Source organism: Rhizobium sp. SG741 (assembly GCF_012275435.1).
GTDB classification, from domain to species: Bacteria; Pseudomonadota; Alphaproteobacteria; order Rhizobiales; family Rhizobiaceae; genus Rhizobium; species Rhizobium lusitanum.
In genome coordinates this window covers 124,133-140,077 of the sequence record NZ_JAAZQP010000008.1, presented here as the reverse complement: position 1 = coordinate 140,077, position 15,945 = coordinate 124,133, and the positions used below count along the sequence as shown (strand labels likewise).

Here is a 15,945-nt window from a genome sequence, read left to right as displayed (position 1 = left end):
GATTATAGAAGGTTTTGCCCCATGAGTCTTCCCCTGGAAAATTCCGCGCGCCCGAGCGACGGCGGCCTTGCTGAAGGCGTTGATGCCGCAATTCAAGCCGCCCTGGCGGATAAGAGGCTGGTCGGAGCGGTTGTCCTGATCGCAAAGGACGGAGAGCTGGCCTATCACCGCGCCGCCGGTCTGGCGGACCGAGAAAACGATGTGGCAATGCAGGAAGATGCGATCTTCCGCCTTGCCTCCATCACCAAGCCCATCGTCACCATTACCGCCATGCGGCTTGTCGAACAGGGCCGCATCGGGCTCGATGATCCGATCACCAAATGGCTGCCGGATTTCCGGCCCCGCCTGCCCGACGGGAGCGAGCCGGTCATTCGCATCCGGCACCTCCTCACGCACACGTCCGGGCTGGGTTACACCTTCGCCGAGGAGCAGGACGGTCCTTATCATCGTGCCGGCGTATCCGACGGTCTCGACACACCGGGCCGTTCGATTGCGGACAATCTCCAGCGCCTCGCAACCGCACCCCTTCTCTTTGCACCTGGCGAAGGCTGGCAGTATTCCCTAGCGATGGATGTGCTTGGCGGCACCATCGAAAAGGAAACCGGCGGCAATCTCGACACGGCAGTCGCGGAACTGGTCATGAGACCGCTTGGGCTTTCCGACACTGCCTTTTCGGTGCGCGACCGCAACCGCCTCGCTGCGGCCTATATGAATGCGGAGCCCGAACCGCAGCGGATGGGGGATGAGGCGATTATGCCCATACTCGATGGCACGATCCGCTTTGCGCCGGACAGAATTTTCGATCCCGGTTCCTATCAGTCCGGCGGCGCGGGCATGGTCGGTACGGCGAGCGACGTGCTCGCCATCCTCGAAACCGTGCGCAAGGGCGGTGCTCCGCTGCTGTCAACCGATACCGTGAAGGCCATGATGGCCGATCAGGCGGGTGGCCATATGCAGCCGCAGCAACCCGGCTTCGGTTTCGGCTATGGCTGGTCCGTCGTTGTCGACCCTGTCGAGGCGCAGGTCCCCTTCTCCGCAGGCACAATCAAATGGGGCGGCGTCTATGGCCATAGCTGGTTCATCGATCCTAAGAAAAAGCTGACGGCCGTGGCGCTGACCAACACGGCGCTCGAGGGTATGTGGGGCCAGTTCACCATCGATCTTCGCGACGCGATCTACGCCGCACTCTAGGCTCCAACAAAACACGAAAAGGTCGCCGGGTTTTGCATTTCATGAAAATGGACGCTGCGAAAGCATGAGCCATTACGCTTTTGCAAACAGCCCAGATGAAGCTCAAAATACCGAATTCCGAATACAACTATTATTGGAATTTCGATGACATATTGCTAGAGATTGCAATACAATGCGCAATCCAGCCGTGTAGATCAACATCTTTTAGTCGAGACGCTCAGCCATGATTCTCTATCGCGCAACCCAGCTGATCGCAGTCAGCGCGGGACTTGCGTTCTTTGCCAACTCCGCCTTCGCGTTGGATGGTGCCGACGTCCTAAAGAAGCTTAACAATGCGATAGCCGCGCAAATAGGCGACTCGATCGAGGCCGGAAACGTCGATGTTAACGGTTCAACCGTCGTCCTAAAAAACGCGATATATACGCGAGGAAGAACCGGGTTTGCCCTCGGCGATGTCACGATGACTGGCGTGGCCGAACGGGCGGGCGGTTATACAATCGAGAAGGTGCTCATTCCCGATGTTACAACAGAGCAAAAAGACTTTAGTGCCAGGGCAGCGGGACTCAGGGTGGACGATCTCGAGATTCCCGCGAATGCGACGCTGAGTGATATCGACTCGGTATTCACTTATCACGCACATGCTGGCCCGGTGTCCTCTCTAAAAGTCGGTGAAAAGTTTTTCTCCATATCCACTGCCAATTCTGTCTCAACGAAACGTCCGGACAGAAAAGGCGTCGATTCCAGCTTCACAATCGACGGAATTGTCGCCGATCTCTCCCTTGCTCAAATGCCAGTAAGCTCTGAAGCAATTCGATATTTTGGGCTGCAAAACCTGCACGCAACATTTTCCATGAAAAGCAGCTGGGAGCTTTCGACCGGCAAGTATGATCTGACGGACTACACGATCGATCTGGAGAATATGGGGAAGCTGAATGTACAGCTCAGCTTCTCGGGCATCACCCCGGGACTCTACAACACTACGGTTGCACTTTACTCCTCCATGACCGGCGCCAAGGACGATGAGAATACCAAAAATGCTAAATACTTGCTGGCTCTCGCATTCGTTCAACAATTGACGTTGAATAGCGCGCAGATCCGTTTTGACGATGCGTCAGTCACCAACCGCGCGCTCGACTACGTGAGTCAATGGGACCATGTGACGCGTGCACAATCTGCGAACCGCTTCGCTAAAGAAATGCTGGCGTTAACAGCAGAGCTTGATATTCCCGATCTCCAAAGGATGCTTTCAGGAGCGATTATTGAATATTCCAATAATCCCGGAAGCCTGACGTTTAGCGCAACCCCCGCCCAACCCATCCCGATGTCGACGGTCATCGAAGCAGCGAGAAACGCAAAAGAGTCGATCCCAAAGATGATCGGCCTGAAGATCACATCAAACGACTAGGCTGGTCGTCGAATTAAGCACAAAAAACCCGGCGATTTCGGTCGCCGGGTTTTGCATTTCATATGGCCTGAAAGGCTCAGTCCTTCTTGACCGGCGGCACAGGACGGATGGCCAGTTCGCGCAGCTGCGTCGGCGTTGCAGCCGATGGGGCGCCCATCAAGAGATCCTGTGCCTGCTGGTTCATCGGGAACAGCGAGATCTCGCGCAGGTTCTTCGCGCCGACCAGCAGCATGACGATACGGTCGATCCCGAAGGCAGCGCCACCATGCGGAGGCGCGCCGTACTGGAAGGCGCGGTAGAGGCCGCCGAAGCGCTCCTCGACATCAGCCTGGCTGAGGCCGACCTTTTCGAAGGCGGCGACCATGGTTTCCGGTGACTGGTTACGGATCGAGCCCGAAGCGATTTCGAAGCCGTTGCAGACGGCGTCGTACTGATACGCCTTAATCGTGAGCGGATCCTGGTTCTGGAGCGCCTCAAGGCCGCCCTGTGGCATCGAGAACGGGTTGTGAGCGAAATCGATCTTCTTGTCTTCCTCGCTCCATTCGAAGAACGGGAAGTCGACGATCCAGCAAAGCTCGAAACGGTCGCGGTCGATCAGGTTCAGCTCGTCAGCGGCGCGGTTGCGGGCCTCTCCGGCGAACTTGTAGAACTTGGCGGGGTCACCGGCGACGAAGAAGCAGGCATCGCCGTCGTCAAGGCCAAGCTGGGTGCGAATCGCATCGGTGCGTTCCTCGCCGATGTTCTTGGCGAGCGGGCCGGCGCCCTCGAGCTTTTCGCCTTCCTTGCGCCAGAAGATATAACCGAGGCCCGGCTGGCCCTGGCTCTGCGCCCAGGCGTTCATACGATCGCAGAACGCACGCGAACCACCGGTCTTGGCCGGGATGGCCCAGACTTCGACCTTCGGGTTCGATGCGATCATGTTGGCGAAGACCTTGAAGCCCGAGCCGGCGAAATGCTCGGTCACCGCTTCCATGACGATCGGGTTGCGCAGGTCCGGCTTGTCCGAGCCATACTTGCGGATGGCGACGTCATAGGGGATGCGCGGCCACTCCTTGGTGACCGGCTTGCCCTCGGCAAATTCCTCGAACACCTGGGTCATCAGCGGGCCCATCGTGTTCCAGACGTCTTCCTGCGTCACGAAGCTCATTTCGAGGTCGAGCTGATAGAACTCGCCCGGCAGACGGTCGGCGCGCGGGTCTTCGTCGCGGAAGCATGGGGCAATCTGGAAGTAACGGTCGAAACCGGCGACCATCAGCAGCTGCTTGTACTGCTGCGGCGCCTGCGGCAGCGCATAGAAGGTGCCGGGATGGATACGACTCGGCACGAGGAAGTCGCGCGCGCCCTCCGGCGACGAGGCTGTGAGGATCGGGGTCGTGTATTCGGTAAAGCCGACGTCACCCATGTGGCGGCGCATGGAGGAGATGACCTGCGTGCGCTTGACGATGTTCTTGTGGAGCGTGTCGCGGCGCAGATCGAGGAAGCGATACTTCAGGCGAACGTCTTCCGGATAGTCCGGCTCGCCGAAAACAGGCAGCGGCAATTCCTTGGCGGCGGAGAGCACTTCGATCTCCTGAGCATAGAGCTCGATCTCGCCGGTCGGCATGGTCTTGTTGACGGTGTCTTCCGTGCGCGCCTTCACCAGGCCGTCGATGCGGATGACCCATTCGCCGCGCACGGTTTCGGCGAGCTTGAAGGCCGGAGAATCGGGGTCGGCGACGACCTGGGTGATGCCGTAGTGATCGCGCAGGTCGATGAACAGCACGCCGCCATGATCTCGGACGCGATGAACCCAGCCGGAAATGCGGACAGTCGAACCGACGTCGGACTTGCGCAGGGCGGCGCATGTGTGGCTGCGATAGCGATGCATAATTATATATCCTGGACTTGGCGGGCCGCGGCGAAAGGACATGCAAGCCCCTCGCCTGCCGACGAGAAAATCGGGCGGAAAAGCGCATGGCGCGCCCGATTTGTCAAGGCTCGAACGCCGGAAGTCGACTTAAAGCTGTTTCATCCGCCGCCTATCCCGACATCCGCAAGTAGCTGCTGCGGCAGTTTGGCTAGCGCAGTGCTATTGCTGAATACCAAGGTCAACTTTAAACAGGCATCCATATCTCATCGTTCCGGAGCCCGGCATGCCGATCCTTACCCGTCGCAATCTCTTGAAAGCTTCCGCCGTGGCCAGCGCCTATGGTATCGGCATCGGTATCGCGAGCAGGTTTGCCGACAAAGCGGTGGCGGCTGAGCCGCGGGTGCTGAAGACGGCCAGGATCCAGGCCAATCTGACGGATGGCGGGGCGACCAGGGACGTCCTGACTTATGGCGACGGCGGCATGCCGCCTGTCGTGCGCATGAAAAAGGGCGAATCCTTCGCCGCCCGCCTGATCAACGGCATAGACGATCCGACCACGATCCATTGGCACGGCATCCGTCTGCCGAACAACATGGACGGCGTGCCCTTCCTCACGCAGCCCTATGTCTATACCGGCGATCATTTCGACTATGCCTTCACGCCACCCGATGCCGGCACATTCTGGTATCACCCGCACTGCAACACGCTGGAGCAGATGGGTCATGGAATGACCGGCGTGATCGTCGTGGAAAATCCAAAGGATCCGGCATTCGATTCGGAAGTGGTGCTCAATCTGCGCGATTGGCGGCTGGGCGGCGACGGCCAGTTCATCGCGCAGTTTCGCCCGCGCGATGCGGCCAAATCCGGCACTTACGGAACGGTGCGAACAGCGAACTGGCAGCAGCAGCCGCAATATGACGCTCCCTCCGGCGGCCTGGTGCGCCTGCGTGTTGCCATCACCGATGTCACGCGCATCTATTCCTTCCGCCTGGATGGTGGCGAGGCGACCGTGATCGCCATCGACGGCAATCCGGTGCCGCAGCGCTTTCCGCTGGATCTCCTGCAGCTGGGACCGGGCCAGCGGCTGGAGCTGGCCGTGCGCATGCCTGATAGCGAGGGAGCGATCGTCAAGCTGGAGGATATCAAAGGCACCGACCCGAAGGTGCTCGCGACGCTACGCTCGGTGGGCAGCTCGTTGAAACGCGACGTCCGCGATCTGGCGCCGCTGGAAGACAATCCGGTTAAGAAGGCCGACCTCGGTTCGGCAACACACCTTCCGCTGATCCTGAGCTCCACGGCCGAGAATACGGCTGACAACAGCATCTGCGGTTCGCTCGGCTACAGTTTCTGGGCGATCAACAAGGTGCCGTGGCCGGGCGACACTCCCGACCCGACCGCCCCGCTTGCCGAGCTGAAGCTGGGCAAGAGCTATGTTATCGACATGGAGAACGTCACGCCGCATAGCCATCCCATTCATTTGCACGGGATGAGCTTCACGGTCATCTCCTCCTCGACGCGGCAGGTGCAGCCGTTCGTGTCCGACACCTATCTGATCCAGCCGGACGAGAAAGTGCAGCTCGCATTCGTCGCCGACAATCCTGGCGATTGGCTGCTGCATTGCCATATCATCGAGCATCAGAAGACCGGGATGACCAGCTACGTGCGCGTGGCCTAAGGCAAGGCCGCAAACCGCTTTCGATCCGGATTGTGCGGTCGAAATGGCATCGCTCCGGATAATTTCAACCAAAAGCGAAATGCGGCAAGAGCTTTGTCCGCGAAAGTATTGACATATCCGGCTGAAAGGAGAAGGAAGTTAAGCAACTGTTTTATCGATGAATGTGTTGAGATGATCGAAACTACCGCCCAATTGGAGGCGGCCTGCCAAGAGCTGGCCAAGTCGGAATTCATTACCATCGATACGGAATTCCTGCGAGAAACGACCTTCTGGCCGGAGCTGTGTTTGATACAGATGGCGAGCCCGACGACCGAGGTACTGGTCGACCCACTGGCCAAAGGGCTGGACCTTCAGCCGTTTTTCGAGCTGATGGCAAATCCGGCTGTGCTGAAGGTTTTTCACGCCGCGCGCCAGGACATCGAAATCATCTTCCATCGCGGCAATCTCATTCCGCATCCGATCTTCGACACGCAGGTCGCCGCAATGGTTTGCGGCTTCGGCGATTCCGTCTCATACGACCAGCTCGTCAGCCGCATCAAGAATGTACATATCGACAAGTCCTCGCGCTTCACGGATTGGAGCCGGCGGCCGCTCTCGGAAAAGCAGCTCGACTACGCGCTCGCCGATGTTACCCATCTGCGCGACGTCTATCTTTCGCTCGACGAGCAGCTGAAGCGAGAAGGCCGTGCCTCCTGGCTGCAGGAGGAGATGGCAATTCTCGAGGCGCGCGAGACTTACGACCTGCACCCCGACGATGCCTGGCAGCGCCTGAAGATGCGGTTGCGCAAGCCGCAGGAACTGGCAATCCTCAAATATGTGGCGGCATGGCGCGAACGCGAGGCGCGCGCGCGCAATGTTCCTCGCGCCCGCGTGCTGAAGGATGACGCGATCTACGAAATCGCCCAGCAGCAGCCGAAGGACAGCGAAGCACTTGCCCGACTGCGCACCATCCCGAAAGGCTGGGAGCGTTCGACTGCCGGCGCGGCCGTGATCGAGGCGATCAATGAAGCCCTGGCGCTGCCGAAGTCCGACATGCCGCATCCGCCGCGCCATCAGCAGGCTCCGGAAGGCACGGCTGCCGCCGCCGAACTGCTGAAGGTTCTGTTGAAACTGATCGCCGAAAAGCACGGCGTCGCGCCGAAAGTGATCGCCAACAGCGAAGACCTCGACAAGATCGCGGCCGAAGGCGAGAACGCCGAGGTGGCTGCCCTCACCGGCTGGCGACGCGATCTCTTCGGCGAAACGGCCTTGCAGCTGATTCAAGGCCAGGTGGCCCTGCGTTTCGTCGGAAAGCGGGTTGAAACGGTCATCCTCTAGCCGCGACATTATCCTTTCCCAGCGCGCTGCGATTGCGTATGATTCGCGAACGGAGATGCTGGTTGCCACCACGATTGCGCCGCAAATCTCGTGGAATGAACGTCTGATGCAGTCGTTATATTCGATGGCGCAGAAGTGTTGTCGGCGCAGTCCCGCGTCGATGACGGGCGTCTTTTTTCGGCGGAAAAGTGAATGGGTATTCTCCATTCGGTGCGCAACTGGATCCTTACATCACTGCTTGTCGCTTCGACGGGCGTTGTCTACGGCATAGTATTTTTTCCGCAGGCGCCGATGTATATCGGTGCGATCTTTGCACTGTTCTGCGGCATGCCGCTGCTGGCCTTCGAACGCCGCATGATTCTGGCACGGCTGAACGTATGGATGCATCGCCTGCCGACCCCCGCCTTTATCCTTTCAGCCCTCATCGTCGATTTCGCCTTGATGAGCGTCGGCTATGCCATGGCAGGCAGTATTCTGAAATTGCTCGGTCTGGTCGAAGGCTCGTGGGAAGACCTCACGCTGTTGAAAATAGACGTCTACATCTATGCCGTCATGGTAACGGCCGTCATCATTTTCGTCGGTCGCGTGCGGGAGCTGCTCGGCCGCGACGTCTTTCTCAGCCTGCTGACCGGCCGATATCGCAATCCGGTGCAGGAAGAGCGCATATTCCTTTTCATAGATCTCGTCGGATCCACCGCTTTTGCCGAGGAGCACGGCGACCTGAAAACACAAGAGTTTCTGGGCGCGGTGTTCGGCGCGCTTGCCGAACCGGTATGGCGGCATAAGGGCGCGATCGACGACTATATCGGCGACGCCGCCATCATCACCTGGCCGCTTCGCCGCGGCATCAAGAATGCCAATTGCGTGCGCTGCGTCTTCAATATCCTCAACGATATCGAAGCGAACTCGGAGACGTGGTTGAAATCCTATGGCAGGGTGCCGCGCCTGAGAGCGGCCCTGCATGGCGGCAGCATCGTCACGGCGGAAATCGGCGTCGACCATCACAAGATCGCCTATTTCGGCGACACCGTGAACATCGCCTCCCGGCTGGAGCAGCTCTGCAAGACGCTGGAGCGCCAGGTGCTGATTTCGAGCGACCTTGCCAGACGGCTGGAGCTTCCCGAGACGATCATCAAGGAAGACCTCGGGGAGCATGCCGTTCGCGGACGCGATCAGCACCTCGGCGTCATCGCGCTTCACACGCAAAGCCGGCAAGCCATCAAGACAGTCCGCGGCAGATTGTAAGCAATGCAAAGCATCGGCTGTATGTTCGGCATCGATGCACGCCTGAGCTTCACATCCTATGGGTTGTCCACAGTCACCAAATCTTCACCCAAGCGTTAATTCGTCGACATGGCTCGCCTGTTAAGCGGGATTGTTTTCGCCAATCCTGGCCAACAAGGTGACATGATGACTCGAATCCTTTCCGCCTCAACGGCATTGTTCATTCTGCTTGCCGCTTCGGCCCATGCCGACGAAAAGCAATTTCCGGCGAAGCTTGCCGGGCAAGCCATCCTGCCCGCCAACACAATTATCGCCGCTCCGGCCGATGCACCCGACTTCCTGAAAACGTCAGGCAAATTCACGACGCCGGATCGCAAGCGCACGGACGCTCTCGGCACCGTGCCCGGCAAGGACGGCGCCCGCGTGACCGATCTGAAGCTGCCCTTCGACGGCCAGCCTATCCAGGGTTTTTCCGGCATCAAGGCCATGCCTGACGGCACCTTCTGGACGCTGTCGGACAACGGCTTCGGCTCCAAGCAGAATTCCAGCGACGCCATGCTATTCCTGCATCAGCTCAAGTTCGACTGGGACAATGGCAAGGTCGATGTCGTCAAGAACCTGTTCCTGTCCGATCCGAACAAGAAAGCCCCCTTCCCGATCGTCCTCGAAGGCTCCGACAAGCGCTATCTTACAGGCTCCGATTTCGATATCGAATCGATCCAGCCGGTCGCCGACGGCTTCTGGCTCGGCGATGAATTCGGTCCCTATCTGCTGAAGTTCGATACAAATGGTCAGCTGACCGACGTCTTCGCCACGACAGTCGACGGCAAGCCGGTCATGTCTCCGGACAACGCCCTGCTGCAGCTGCCGGGCAACCCGACGCAGAAGATGCCGGCCTTCAACCTGAAGCGTTCGGGCGGCTTCGAAGGCCTTGCCCTGTCGAAGGACGGCTCGAAGCTTTACGGCCTGCTGGAAGGCGCGATCTACAAGGATGACGGCCAGATGGAAAGCGTCGACGGCCACACCGCCATCCGCGTCATCGAGTTCGACGTCGCCTCGAAGGGCTGGACCGGCCGCAGCTGGCTTTATCCGTTCGCGGACAAGGGTGTGTCGATTGGCGACTTCAACATGCTCGACGAGACGACGGCCCTGGTGATCGAACGCGACAACGGCGCCGGCACGAAGGACAAGGCCTGCGCCGATCCCAAGCAGCCGAAGCCGGATTGCTTCGAGGCTCCCGCCGAGCTGAAGCGCGTCTACAAGATCGAGTTCAGCGACGCCAATGTCGGCAAGTCCGTTCGCAAGATCGGCTATATCGATCTGCTGCGCATCGAGGACCCGGACCACAAGCGTCGCCAGGGCGGCGGCGAAGGCTTCTACGACATGCCCTTCGTCACCATCGAGAATGTCGACCGCGTCGATGCCACGCATATCATCATCGGCAACGACAACAACCTGCCCTTCTCGGCTGGCCGCGCCGTCGACAAGGCTGACGACAACGAGTTCAGCATTCTTGAAGTCGGCGATTTCCTGAACGCGAAGTAAGCACAATGAAACCGCCTCTCCCTGCCGTGCGGGGAGAGGCTTCAATCCCATGCAACACAAAGCTTATTCGAAGCAGAAGGCCAGGCGGCGATTGGTGAGCTTGCCGAGCTGCTGCAGGCGGCCGTCCAGCCTCTCGCCGGCAAAGTCGTGATATTCGGCCGGAACGACGAATTCGAGATCGAGATCAGGCTTTGTCGAACGGCGGAACGACAGGTTGCGGACGATACCGGGCATCGAGGCCGAGAATAGGTAGACGACGCGCAACAGGCCGCCGAGCAGCTTGGCGCGTTCGATGTAGAGCGGCGTAGCGATCGTTGCCAGCGGCTCGGTCGCACCGTCGTCGTTCAATCCCTCGAAACGATAGTAATTGGCAAGCGCGATGAAGGCGCGGCCGGCATGGGTGATGCCGACGAAGGACGTATGGGCGATGATATTCAGCGCCTGCAAGCCACGATAATCCGGATGGGCGCGCCAGCTTATATCGGCAAGCAGGCAGGCTGCCTGGCGATAGCGGCTTTCCTCGTCGGTCTCGGTGATCCCGAAGAAGGGCATCATCCGCCCGGTCCAATCGGCAAGCTCGCGGGCATGTTCCGGCGAGCGCGCGCGCAGGATAGCAAGCTCGCCGGCGGCGGTGAGCAGCGGGTCGCTGTTGCGCTCCGCCTCCGTCAGCAGTGAATAAAGATAACCTTCGCGAACCCCCTGAGCGGAGAAGGAGATGACGGACGGCTTCATGGCCGTCAGCACTTCGCGCATGGCGACAGCACCGAAGGGCAGCAGCGAACGGCGATGCTTGGACACCGCCTGAAACGCCGGATCCTTCGAATCCTTCGCTTCGACGATCTGATCCAGGAAACGCAGCATCTCATCGAGCGGCACTTCATAGCCCTGCATCATGTGCAGCGGATATTTGCGGATTTCCATGTGCAGCTTGGCGACGCTTCGCCATGTACCGCCGACCGCATAGAACGTGCGGCGCTCGCCCTTGCTCAGTAATTTCGCGGTCTTGACATGCTTGCGCGCGAAGCCGCGCGCCTTATCGATCGAGCCACCGGCATATTCGGACAGACGCAGGCCGCCGAGCGGCAGCGTGATGCCCTTGCCGATCTCGTGGTCCTTGATGTCGATCAGCTCCAGCGAGCCACCGCCAAGATCCCCGGCAATGCCATCGGGGTGGAAGAAACCGCTGATGACGCCGAGCGCGGAGAAACGTGCCTCTTCTTCGCCCGAAAGCACGCGCACCTTGCGCTGAAGAATGGCTTCGGCCTGGTGAATGAACTGCGGACCGTTGCTCGCTTCGCGCGCCGCGGCGGTCGCCAGAACATAGATGGTCGATGCACGCGCCTGATCGGAGAGCGCCTTGAAACGATGCAGGGCCGCAAGCGCCCGCGCCACGCTTTCCTCGTCCATCTTTCCGGTCAGTGCTATGCCTTTTCCCAGGCCGCAAAGCACTTTCTCGTTGAAAAGGATGGTCGGTGACCGTGAGTGGCCTTCATAGACGACAAGACGGACCGAATTCGACCCGATATCGACGACGGAGACCGGGGCAATACCGGGAAGGCGCCCCTGGGCTTCTGATTCAACCATGCAGGTCCAGTTTTATTTGTTGCGGCCCGACAACAGCCCAGCGATCAGTTTCGGCGCACTGGATTTCAAGGCTTCGCCCCGGCCGGACAGGCTGGGATTGGTCATGAAATACTGCTGCGCATTGAAAGGCTCTTCTCCCTTGCGCACTTCCGTGCGCCGTGAAGTACCGTCCGGCAATATCTCGTAGCTTTGCTGATTGTCAATGATATTGCCCAGCATGATCTGCGAAAGCACCTGTTCATGCACGGTCTTGTTGGTGAGCGGCACAAGGGTTTCGACACGGCGATCAAGGTTTCTGGGCATCATGTCGGCCGAGCCGATATAGACCAGCGCCTTGTCCGACGGCAGGCCCTGACCATTGCCGAAACAGAAGATGCGGCTGTGCTCAAGGAAGCGCCCGATGATCGACTTGACGCGGATATTCTCGGAAAGACCGGGCACCTGCGGACGCAGGCAGCAGATGCCGCGCACGACAAGATCGATCTCGACGCCGGCATTGCTGGCGCGATAAAGCGCGTCGATGATGTCGGGATCGACAAGCGAATTCATCTTCATCCAGATCGCCGCCGGGTGGCCGTTCTTGGCAAACTCGATCTCTCCCTCGATATGCTGGAGGATGCGGGTGCGAAGCGTGTAAGGCGAAACCGCGATCTTCATGTCATGTTCCGGCTCGCCGTAGCCGGTGATGAAGTTGAAGATATTCGCCATGTCATGGGCGATCTTCGGATCGCAGGTGAAGTATGACAGGTCAGTGTAGATCTTTGCGGTGACCGGATGGTAGTTGCCGGTGCCGAGATGGCAATAGGTGCGCAGCTTGCCGTCCTCGCGGCGCACGACCATCGACATCTTCGAATGGGTCTTGAGTTCGATGAAGCCGAACACGACCTGCACACCGGCGCGCTCCAGATCGCGTGCCCAGCGGATGTTTGCCTCTTCGTCGAAGCGGGCCTTGAGCTCCACCAGGGCCGTTACCGATTTGCCGAGGTCAGCCGCGTCGATCAACGCACGCACGATCGGGCTGTCGTTCGAGGTACGGTAGAGCGTCTGCTTTATCGCCAGAACGTCAGGATCGCGCGCAGCCTGGAGAAGGAACTGCACGACCACGTCGAAAGATTCGTAAGGGTGGTGGACCACCATGTCCTTTTCGCGGATGGCGGCGAAGCAATCGCCGGCGTGTTCGCGGACGCGCTCAGGAAATCGCGCATTGTAGGGCTCGAACCGCAGATCGTCGCGCGGAGCCTTGCAGATCTCGGAGAGCGTGTTGAGCGCCAGCAGGCCCGGCAGAACCGCGATGCGGTTTCCCGGCACGTTCAACGATTCCACCACGAACTGGCGAAGCTCGAGCGGCATCTCGGAATCGGTTTCGATGCGGATCACCGAGCCGCGGCGGCGGCGCTTCAGCGCGGTTTCGAAGAAGCGCACCAGATCTTCGGCTTCTTCCTCGACTTCGATATCGCTGTCTCGGATCAGGCGGAACGTACCCGAACCCTGCACTTCGTAGCCTGGATAGAGCCGGTGGATGAAGATGTTCACCACATCTTCAAGCGTGATGTAGCGAATGACGTTGCTCGCGTCCGGCAGCCGGACGAAGCGGTCGAGCGCAGGCGGCAGGCGCAGCAGCGCCGTCATCGGCTCGCGGCCGTTCATGCTCTTCAGCTGCAGCGCGATCGAGAAGCCGAGGTTCGGAATGAACGGGAACGGATGGGCCGGATCGATGGACAAGGGCGTCAGAACCGGGAAGATCGCCTGCTCGAACTCGGTGTGGAGCCATTGCCGGTCAGCCTCGGAAAGGGCGGCGGGACGGACGATCAGGATATCTTCCTTGGCAAGATATTGCTGCAGGACGGCGAGCGAGGCCTGCTGCTCCATCTGCAAATTGTCGATCTCACGCAGGATATCATCGAGCTGCTCGGCTGGCGTTTTGCCATCCGGCGTGCGCACGAGGATTTTCTGGCGGACCTGACCCTCGAGGCCGGCGACGCGCACCATGAAGAATTCGTCGAGGTTGGCGGCGGAAATGGAGAGGAAGCGGACACGCTCGAGAAGCGGATGCGCCGTGTTCAACGTCTCCTCGAGGACGCGGCGGTTGAACTGCAGCCAGGAAAATTCGCGGTTGATGAAGCGTTCAGGGCTGCTCAGCAGCTCGTTGATCGGAGGAGTGGCCTCCGGGGTCTCTTGGCTGGCGTCCTGATGTTCCGTTAGTGCCGAGTCCATGTTCCACCTACCCTCATCTCTAACCCATGTGCCACGTATATCAGTTTGACGACGGAACTGTGACAGCTCGACGTCGGCTCAATCCGCCTGACCGGAATTGCCCAGTTCATTCAATACTTCAGCGACCAGTACTCGCGTAATCCTCGTGCCTCGCCCCAGCGCCAGCCGGTCCAGCCGGTCGACGATCAGCTGCGCGGCGCTCATGGAACGCTCCATTCGGTTGACGATATAAAGGACGAGTTTATCATCGATATAAAGCTGGCGGTCGGCAAAGAGTTTTACGATGACTTGCGATAGCAATTCCTCGTCCGGCTCGCCGATCTCGACCACCGTCGCTGCCTTGAGGCGGGAGCGCAGATCGGGCAGCGTGACCGGCCAGGACATCGGCCAGAGCCGCGTCGTCATCAGCAAGCTGGTGCCGTTCTCCCTAACGCTGTTGATGACATGGAAGAGCTCGGTATCGTCGAAGCCCAGGCGATCCACATCCTCGAAAATGACCGGGCCGTTTGCGGCAGCAACGGCGGCGTCCGAGCCCGCCACGGGATGGATTGATATCGCGCCGCATCTTTCACTCCAGATACTGGCAAGATGCGATTTGCCCGAGCCGATGGGACCCGCCAGGATCACCACCGGCGACGGCCAATGCGGCCAGGAATCGACGATCTTCACCGCCGCGCTCAAGGGATCGGCGACGAGCAGGTCGTCGCGACCGCTTGCGGGGTCGTGCGTAAAGGCCAAGGGTAGCTGTTCGGCGGGTTTGCGCCTCACATCAGCATTCTTTGCATCTGTCATGTCTAGTTGTTCTCGGGCTTTCCGGCCTTGGCTCTGCGCGCCTTGCCGGCTTCCGAGCGTCCGTAATAGAGATCGCTCTGAAGGTATCGCGAAAGGGCAAAACGAACAAGGACGCCGCAGGCGGCGGCGGCAGGAACTGCGACCAGCAGACCGACGAAGCCGAAGAGAGCGCCGAAGGCGAAAAGCGCAAACATCAGCCAGACGGGATGCAAGCCGACGCTTTCGCCCACGAGCTTCGGCTGCAGCACGTTGCCCTCGAGGAATTGGCCGGTGAAGAAGACGGCGAGCGTCAGGCCGACCCAGAGATAGTCGGGCCAGAACTGGACCAGCGCCACTCCAACAGCCAGAATGAGGCCGACCAGCGAACCGACGTAGGGTATGAAGCTTATCATGCCGGTGAACAGGCCGATCAAAAGGCCGAAGTTCAAGCCGACGAGCGAAAGACCGACGCCGTAATATATGCCGAGAATGATGCAGAGCGAGCCCTGCCCGCGAATGAAGCCCGCGATCGCCTGGTTGACCTCCGTTGCGATCTGACGGACGGTGGCGACGTGGTCGCGCGGTATCCAGTCATCCACCTTGGCGATCATCCGGTCCCAGTCGAGCAATATGTAGAATGCGACGACCGGCGTGACGACCAGCAGCGAGATGATGTTGACGAGGGCCTTGCCGGAGCTCCAGATCTGCGCAAACAGACCGCCGACAAAGCTCAGGCCATCGGACATTATGCTGGAGAAATTGTCCTTGATCGCGCCGAGCTGATTGCGGATCCAATCGGGCAGCACCATCGTCTGCGCCTTGGCGACGAGCTGCTGCATTTGCTGCACATAGGCCGGTATCTGCTGGATGAAATCGTTGAACTGATTGATGATGATCGGAATGACGATCGTCAGCGCCAGCGCGAAGACCAGCACGAATGAGACAAGAATGACCACCGTCGCCATCAGGCGGCTGAGGCCGATCCTTTCGAGCCGGTCGGCGACCGGATCGAGAAAATAGGCAACCGCCATGCCGGCTATGAACGGCAGCAGGATCGTGCTGAAGAGATAAAGAAAGCCGATGAAGACGACGAGCACGATCACCCAGAAAGTGAGTTGCCGCTTGAGGCTCGCCCCGCTGACTTTTTGCTCCATCGACTTCCCCGCTGTT

General features: G+C 59.6%; 11 protein-coding genes. 6 read left to right on the top strand and 5 right to left on the bottom strand.

Translation table 11 applies throughout. The features are described 5' to 3' along the window. Positions 1-21: 21 nt before the first annotated feature. Both FHT29_RS20905 and FHT29_RS20900 read left to right on the top strand, forming a co-directional pair. Complete coding sequence (locus FHT29_RS20905; protein ID WP_047552951.1) at positions 22-1,191, top strand: serine hydrolase domain-containing protein; 1,170 nt, start codon at positions 22-24, stop codon at positions 1,189-1,191. A 223-nt stretch (positions 1,192-1,414) separates the two neighbouring features. Further along, on the top strand, positions 1,415-2,596 hold the full coding sequence (locus tag FHT29_RS20900) for a hypothetical protein (protein WP_047552948.1): 1,182 nt from the start codon (positions 1,415-1,417) through the stop codon (positions 2,594-2,596). A 76-nt stretch (positions 2,597-2,672) separates the two neighbouring features. Here the strand turns inward: FHT29_RS20900 and aspS are convergent, their stop codons facing one another. Beyond that, entirely contained in the window at positions 2,673-4,463 is a 1,791-nt protein-coding gene (aspS, locus tag FHT29_RS20895) for an aspartate--tRNA ligase (protein ID WP_047552945.1), read from the bottom strand. Between the two features lie 265 nt (positions 4,464-4,728). On the opposite strand from aspS, the gene FHT29_RS20890 reads away from it, so the two are divergent. The 4 genes from FHT29_RS20890 to FHT29_RS20875 all read left to right on the top strand — a co-directional run bounded on the left by FHT29_RS20890 (position 4,729) and on the right by FHT29_RS20875 (position 10,206). Next, positions 4,729-6,120, top strand: a complete 1,392-nt coding sequence (locus FHT29_RS20890; RefSeq protein ID WP_047552942.1) for a multicopper oxidase family protein — start codon at positions 4,729-4,731, stop codon at positions 6,118-6,120. 171 nt (positions 6,121-6,291) lie between these two features. Continuing rightward, positions 6,292-7,437, top strand: a complete 1,146-nt coding sequence (gene rnd / locus FHT29_RS20885; RefSeq protein WP_047552939.1) for a ribonuclease D — start codon at positions 6,292-6,294, stop codon at positions 7,435-7,437. A 192-nt stretch (positions 7,438-7,629) separates the two neighbouring features. Continuing rightward, a complete protein-coding gene (locus tag FHT29_RS20880) occupies positions 7,630-8,682 on the top strand; it encodes an adenylate/guanylate cyclase domain-containing protein (protein WP_047552936.1) in 1,053 nt (350 codons plus the stop codon). A gap of 165 nt (positions 8,683-8,847) precedes the next feature. Next, positions 8,848-10,206, top strand: a complete 1,359-nt coding sequence (locus tag FHT29_RS20875; RefSeq protein ID WP_047639247.1) for an esterase-like activity of phytase family protein — start codon at positions 8,848-8,850, stop codon at positions 10,204-10,206. A gap of 63 nt (positions 10,207-10,269) precedes the next feature. On the opposite strand, the gene ppx is transcribed toward FHT29_RS20875, so the two are convergent. The 4 genes from ppx to FHT29_RS20855 all read right to left on the bottom strand — a co-directional run bounded on the left by ppx (position 10,270) and on the right by FHT29_RS20855 (position 15,929). Further along, positions 10,270-11,790 carry an exopolyphosphatase gene (ppx, locus tag FHT29_RS20870; RefSeq protein WP_037194056.1) on the bottom strand — a complete coding sequence of 507 codons (1,521 nt, stop codon included), beginning with the start codon at positions 11,788-11,790 and terminating at the stop codon, positions 10,270-10,272. 12 nt (positions 11,791-11,802) lie between these two features. Continuing rightward, complete coding sequence (locus FHT29_RS20865) at positions 11,803-14,004, bottom strand: RNA degradosome polyphosphate kinase (RefSeq protein WP_047552932.1); 2,202 nt, start codon at positions 14,002-14,004, stop codon at positions 11,803-11,805. A 78-nt stretch (positions 14,005-14,082) separates the two neighbouring features. After that, a complete protein-coding gene (hdaA, locus tag FHT29_RS20860) occupies positions 14,083-14,796 on the bottom strand; it encodes a DnaA regulatory inactivator HdaA (protein ID WP_047552928.1) in 714 nt (237 codons plus the stop codon). Between the two features lie 2 nt (positions 14,797-14,798). Then, positions 14,799-15,929, bottom strand: coding sequence for an AI-2E family transporter (locus FHT29_RS20855; protein ID WP_037194049.1), 1,131 nt, complete (start codon positions 15,927-15,929; stop codon positions 14,799-14,801). Between the last annotated feature and the right edge of the window lie 16 nt (positions 15,930-15,945).

What these genes read in the sequence shown, in the direction of transcription:
- FHT29_RS20905 (WP_047552951.1), top strand. Translation starts at nt 22, where the DNA reads ATGAGTCTTCCCCTGGAAAATTCCGCGCGCCCGAGCGACGGCGGCCTT.
- FHT29_RS20900 (WP_047552948.1), top strand. Translation starts at nt 1,415, where the DNA reads ATGATTCTCTATCGCGCAACCCAGCTGATCGCAGTCAGCGCGGGACTT.
- aspS (WP_047552945.1), bottom strand. Translation starts at nt 4,463, where the DNA reads ATGCATCGCTATCGCAGCCACACATGCGCCGCCCTGCGCAAGTCCGAC.
- FHT29_RS20890 (WP_047552942.1), top strand. Translation starts at nt 4,729, where the DNA reads ATGCCGATCCTTACCCGTCGCAATCTCTTGAAAGCTTCCGCCGTGGCC.
- rnd (WP_047552939.1), top strand. Translation starts at nt 6,292, where the DNA reads ATGATCGAAACTACCGCCCAATTGGAGGCGGCCTGCCAAGAGCTGGCC.
- FHT29_RS20880 (WP_047552936.1), top strand. Translation starts at nt 7,630, where the DNA reads ATGGGTATTCTCCATTCGGTGCGCAACTGGATCCTTACATCACTGCTT.
- FHT29_RS20875 (WP_047639247.1), top strand. Translation starts at nt 8,848, where the DNA reads ATGACTCGAATCCTTTCCGCCTCAACGGCATTGTTCATTCTGCTTGCC.
- ppx (WP_037194056.1), bottom strand. Translation starts at nt 11,790, where the DNA reads ATGGTTGAATCAGAAGCCCAGGGGCGCCTTCCCGGTATTGCCCCGGTC.
- FHT29_RS20865 (WP_047552932.1), bottom strand. Translation starts at nt 14,004, where the DNA reads ATGGACTCGGCACTAACGGAACATCAGGACGCCAGCCAAGAGACCCCG.
- hdaA (WP_047552928.1), bottom strand. Translation starts at nt 14,796, where the DNA reads ATGACAGATGCAAAGAATGCTGATGTGAGGCGCAAACCCGCCGAACAG.
- FHT29_RS20855 (WP_037194049.1), bottom strand. Translation starts at nt 15,929, where the DNA reads ATGGAGCAAAAAGTCAGCGGGGCGAGCCTCAAGCGGCAACTCACTTTC.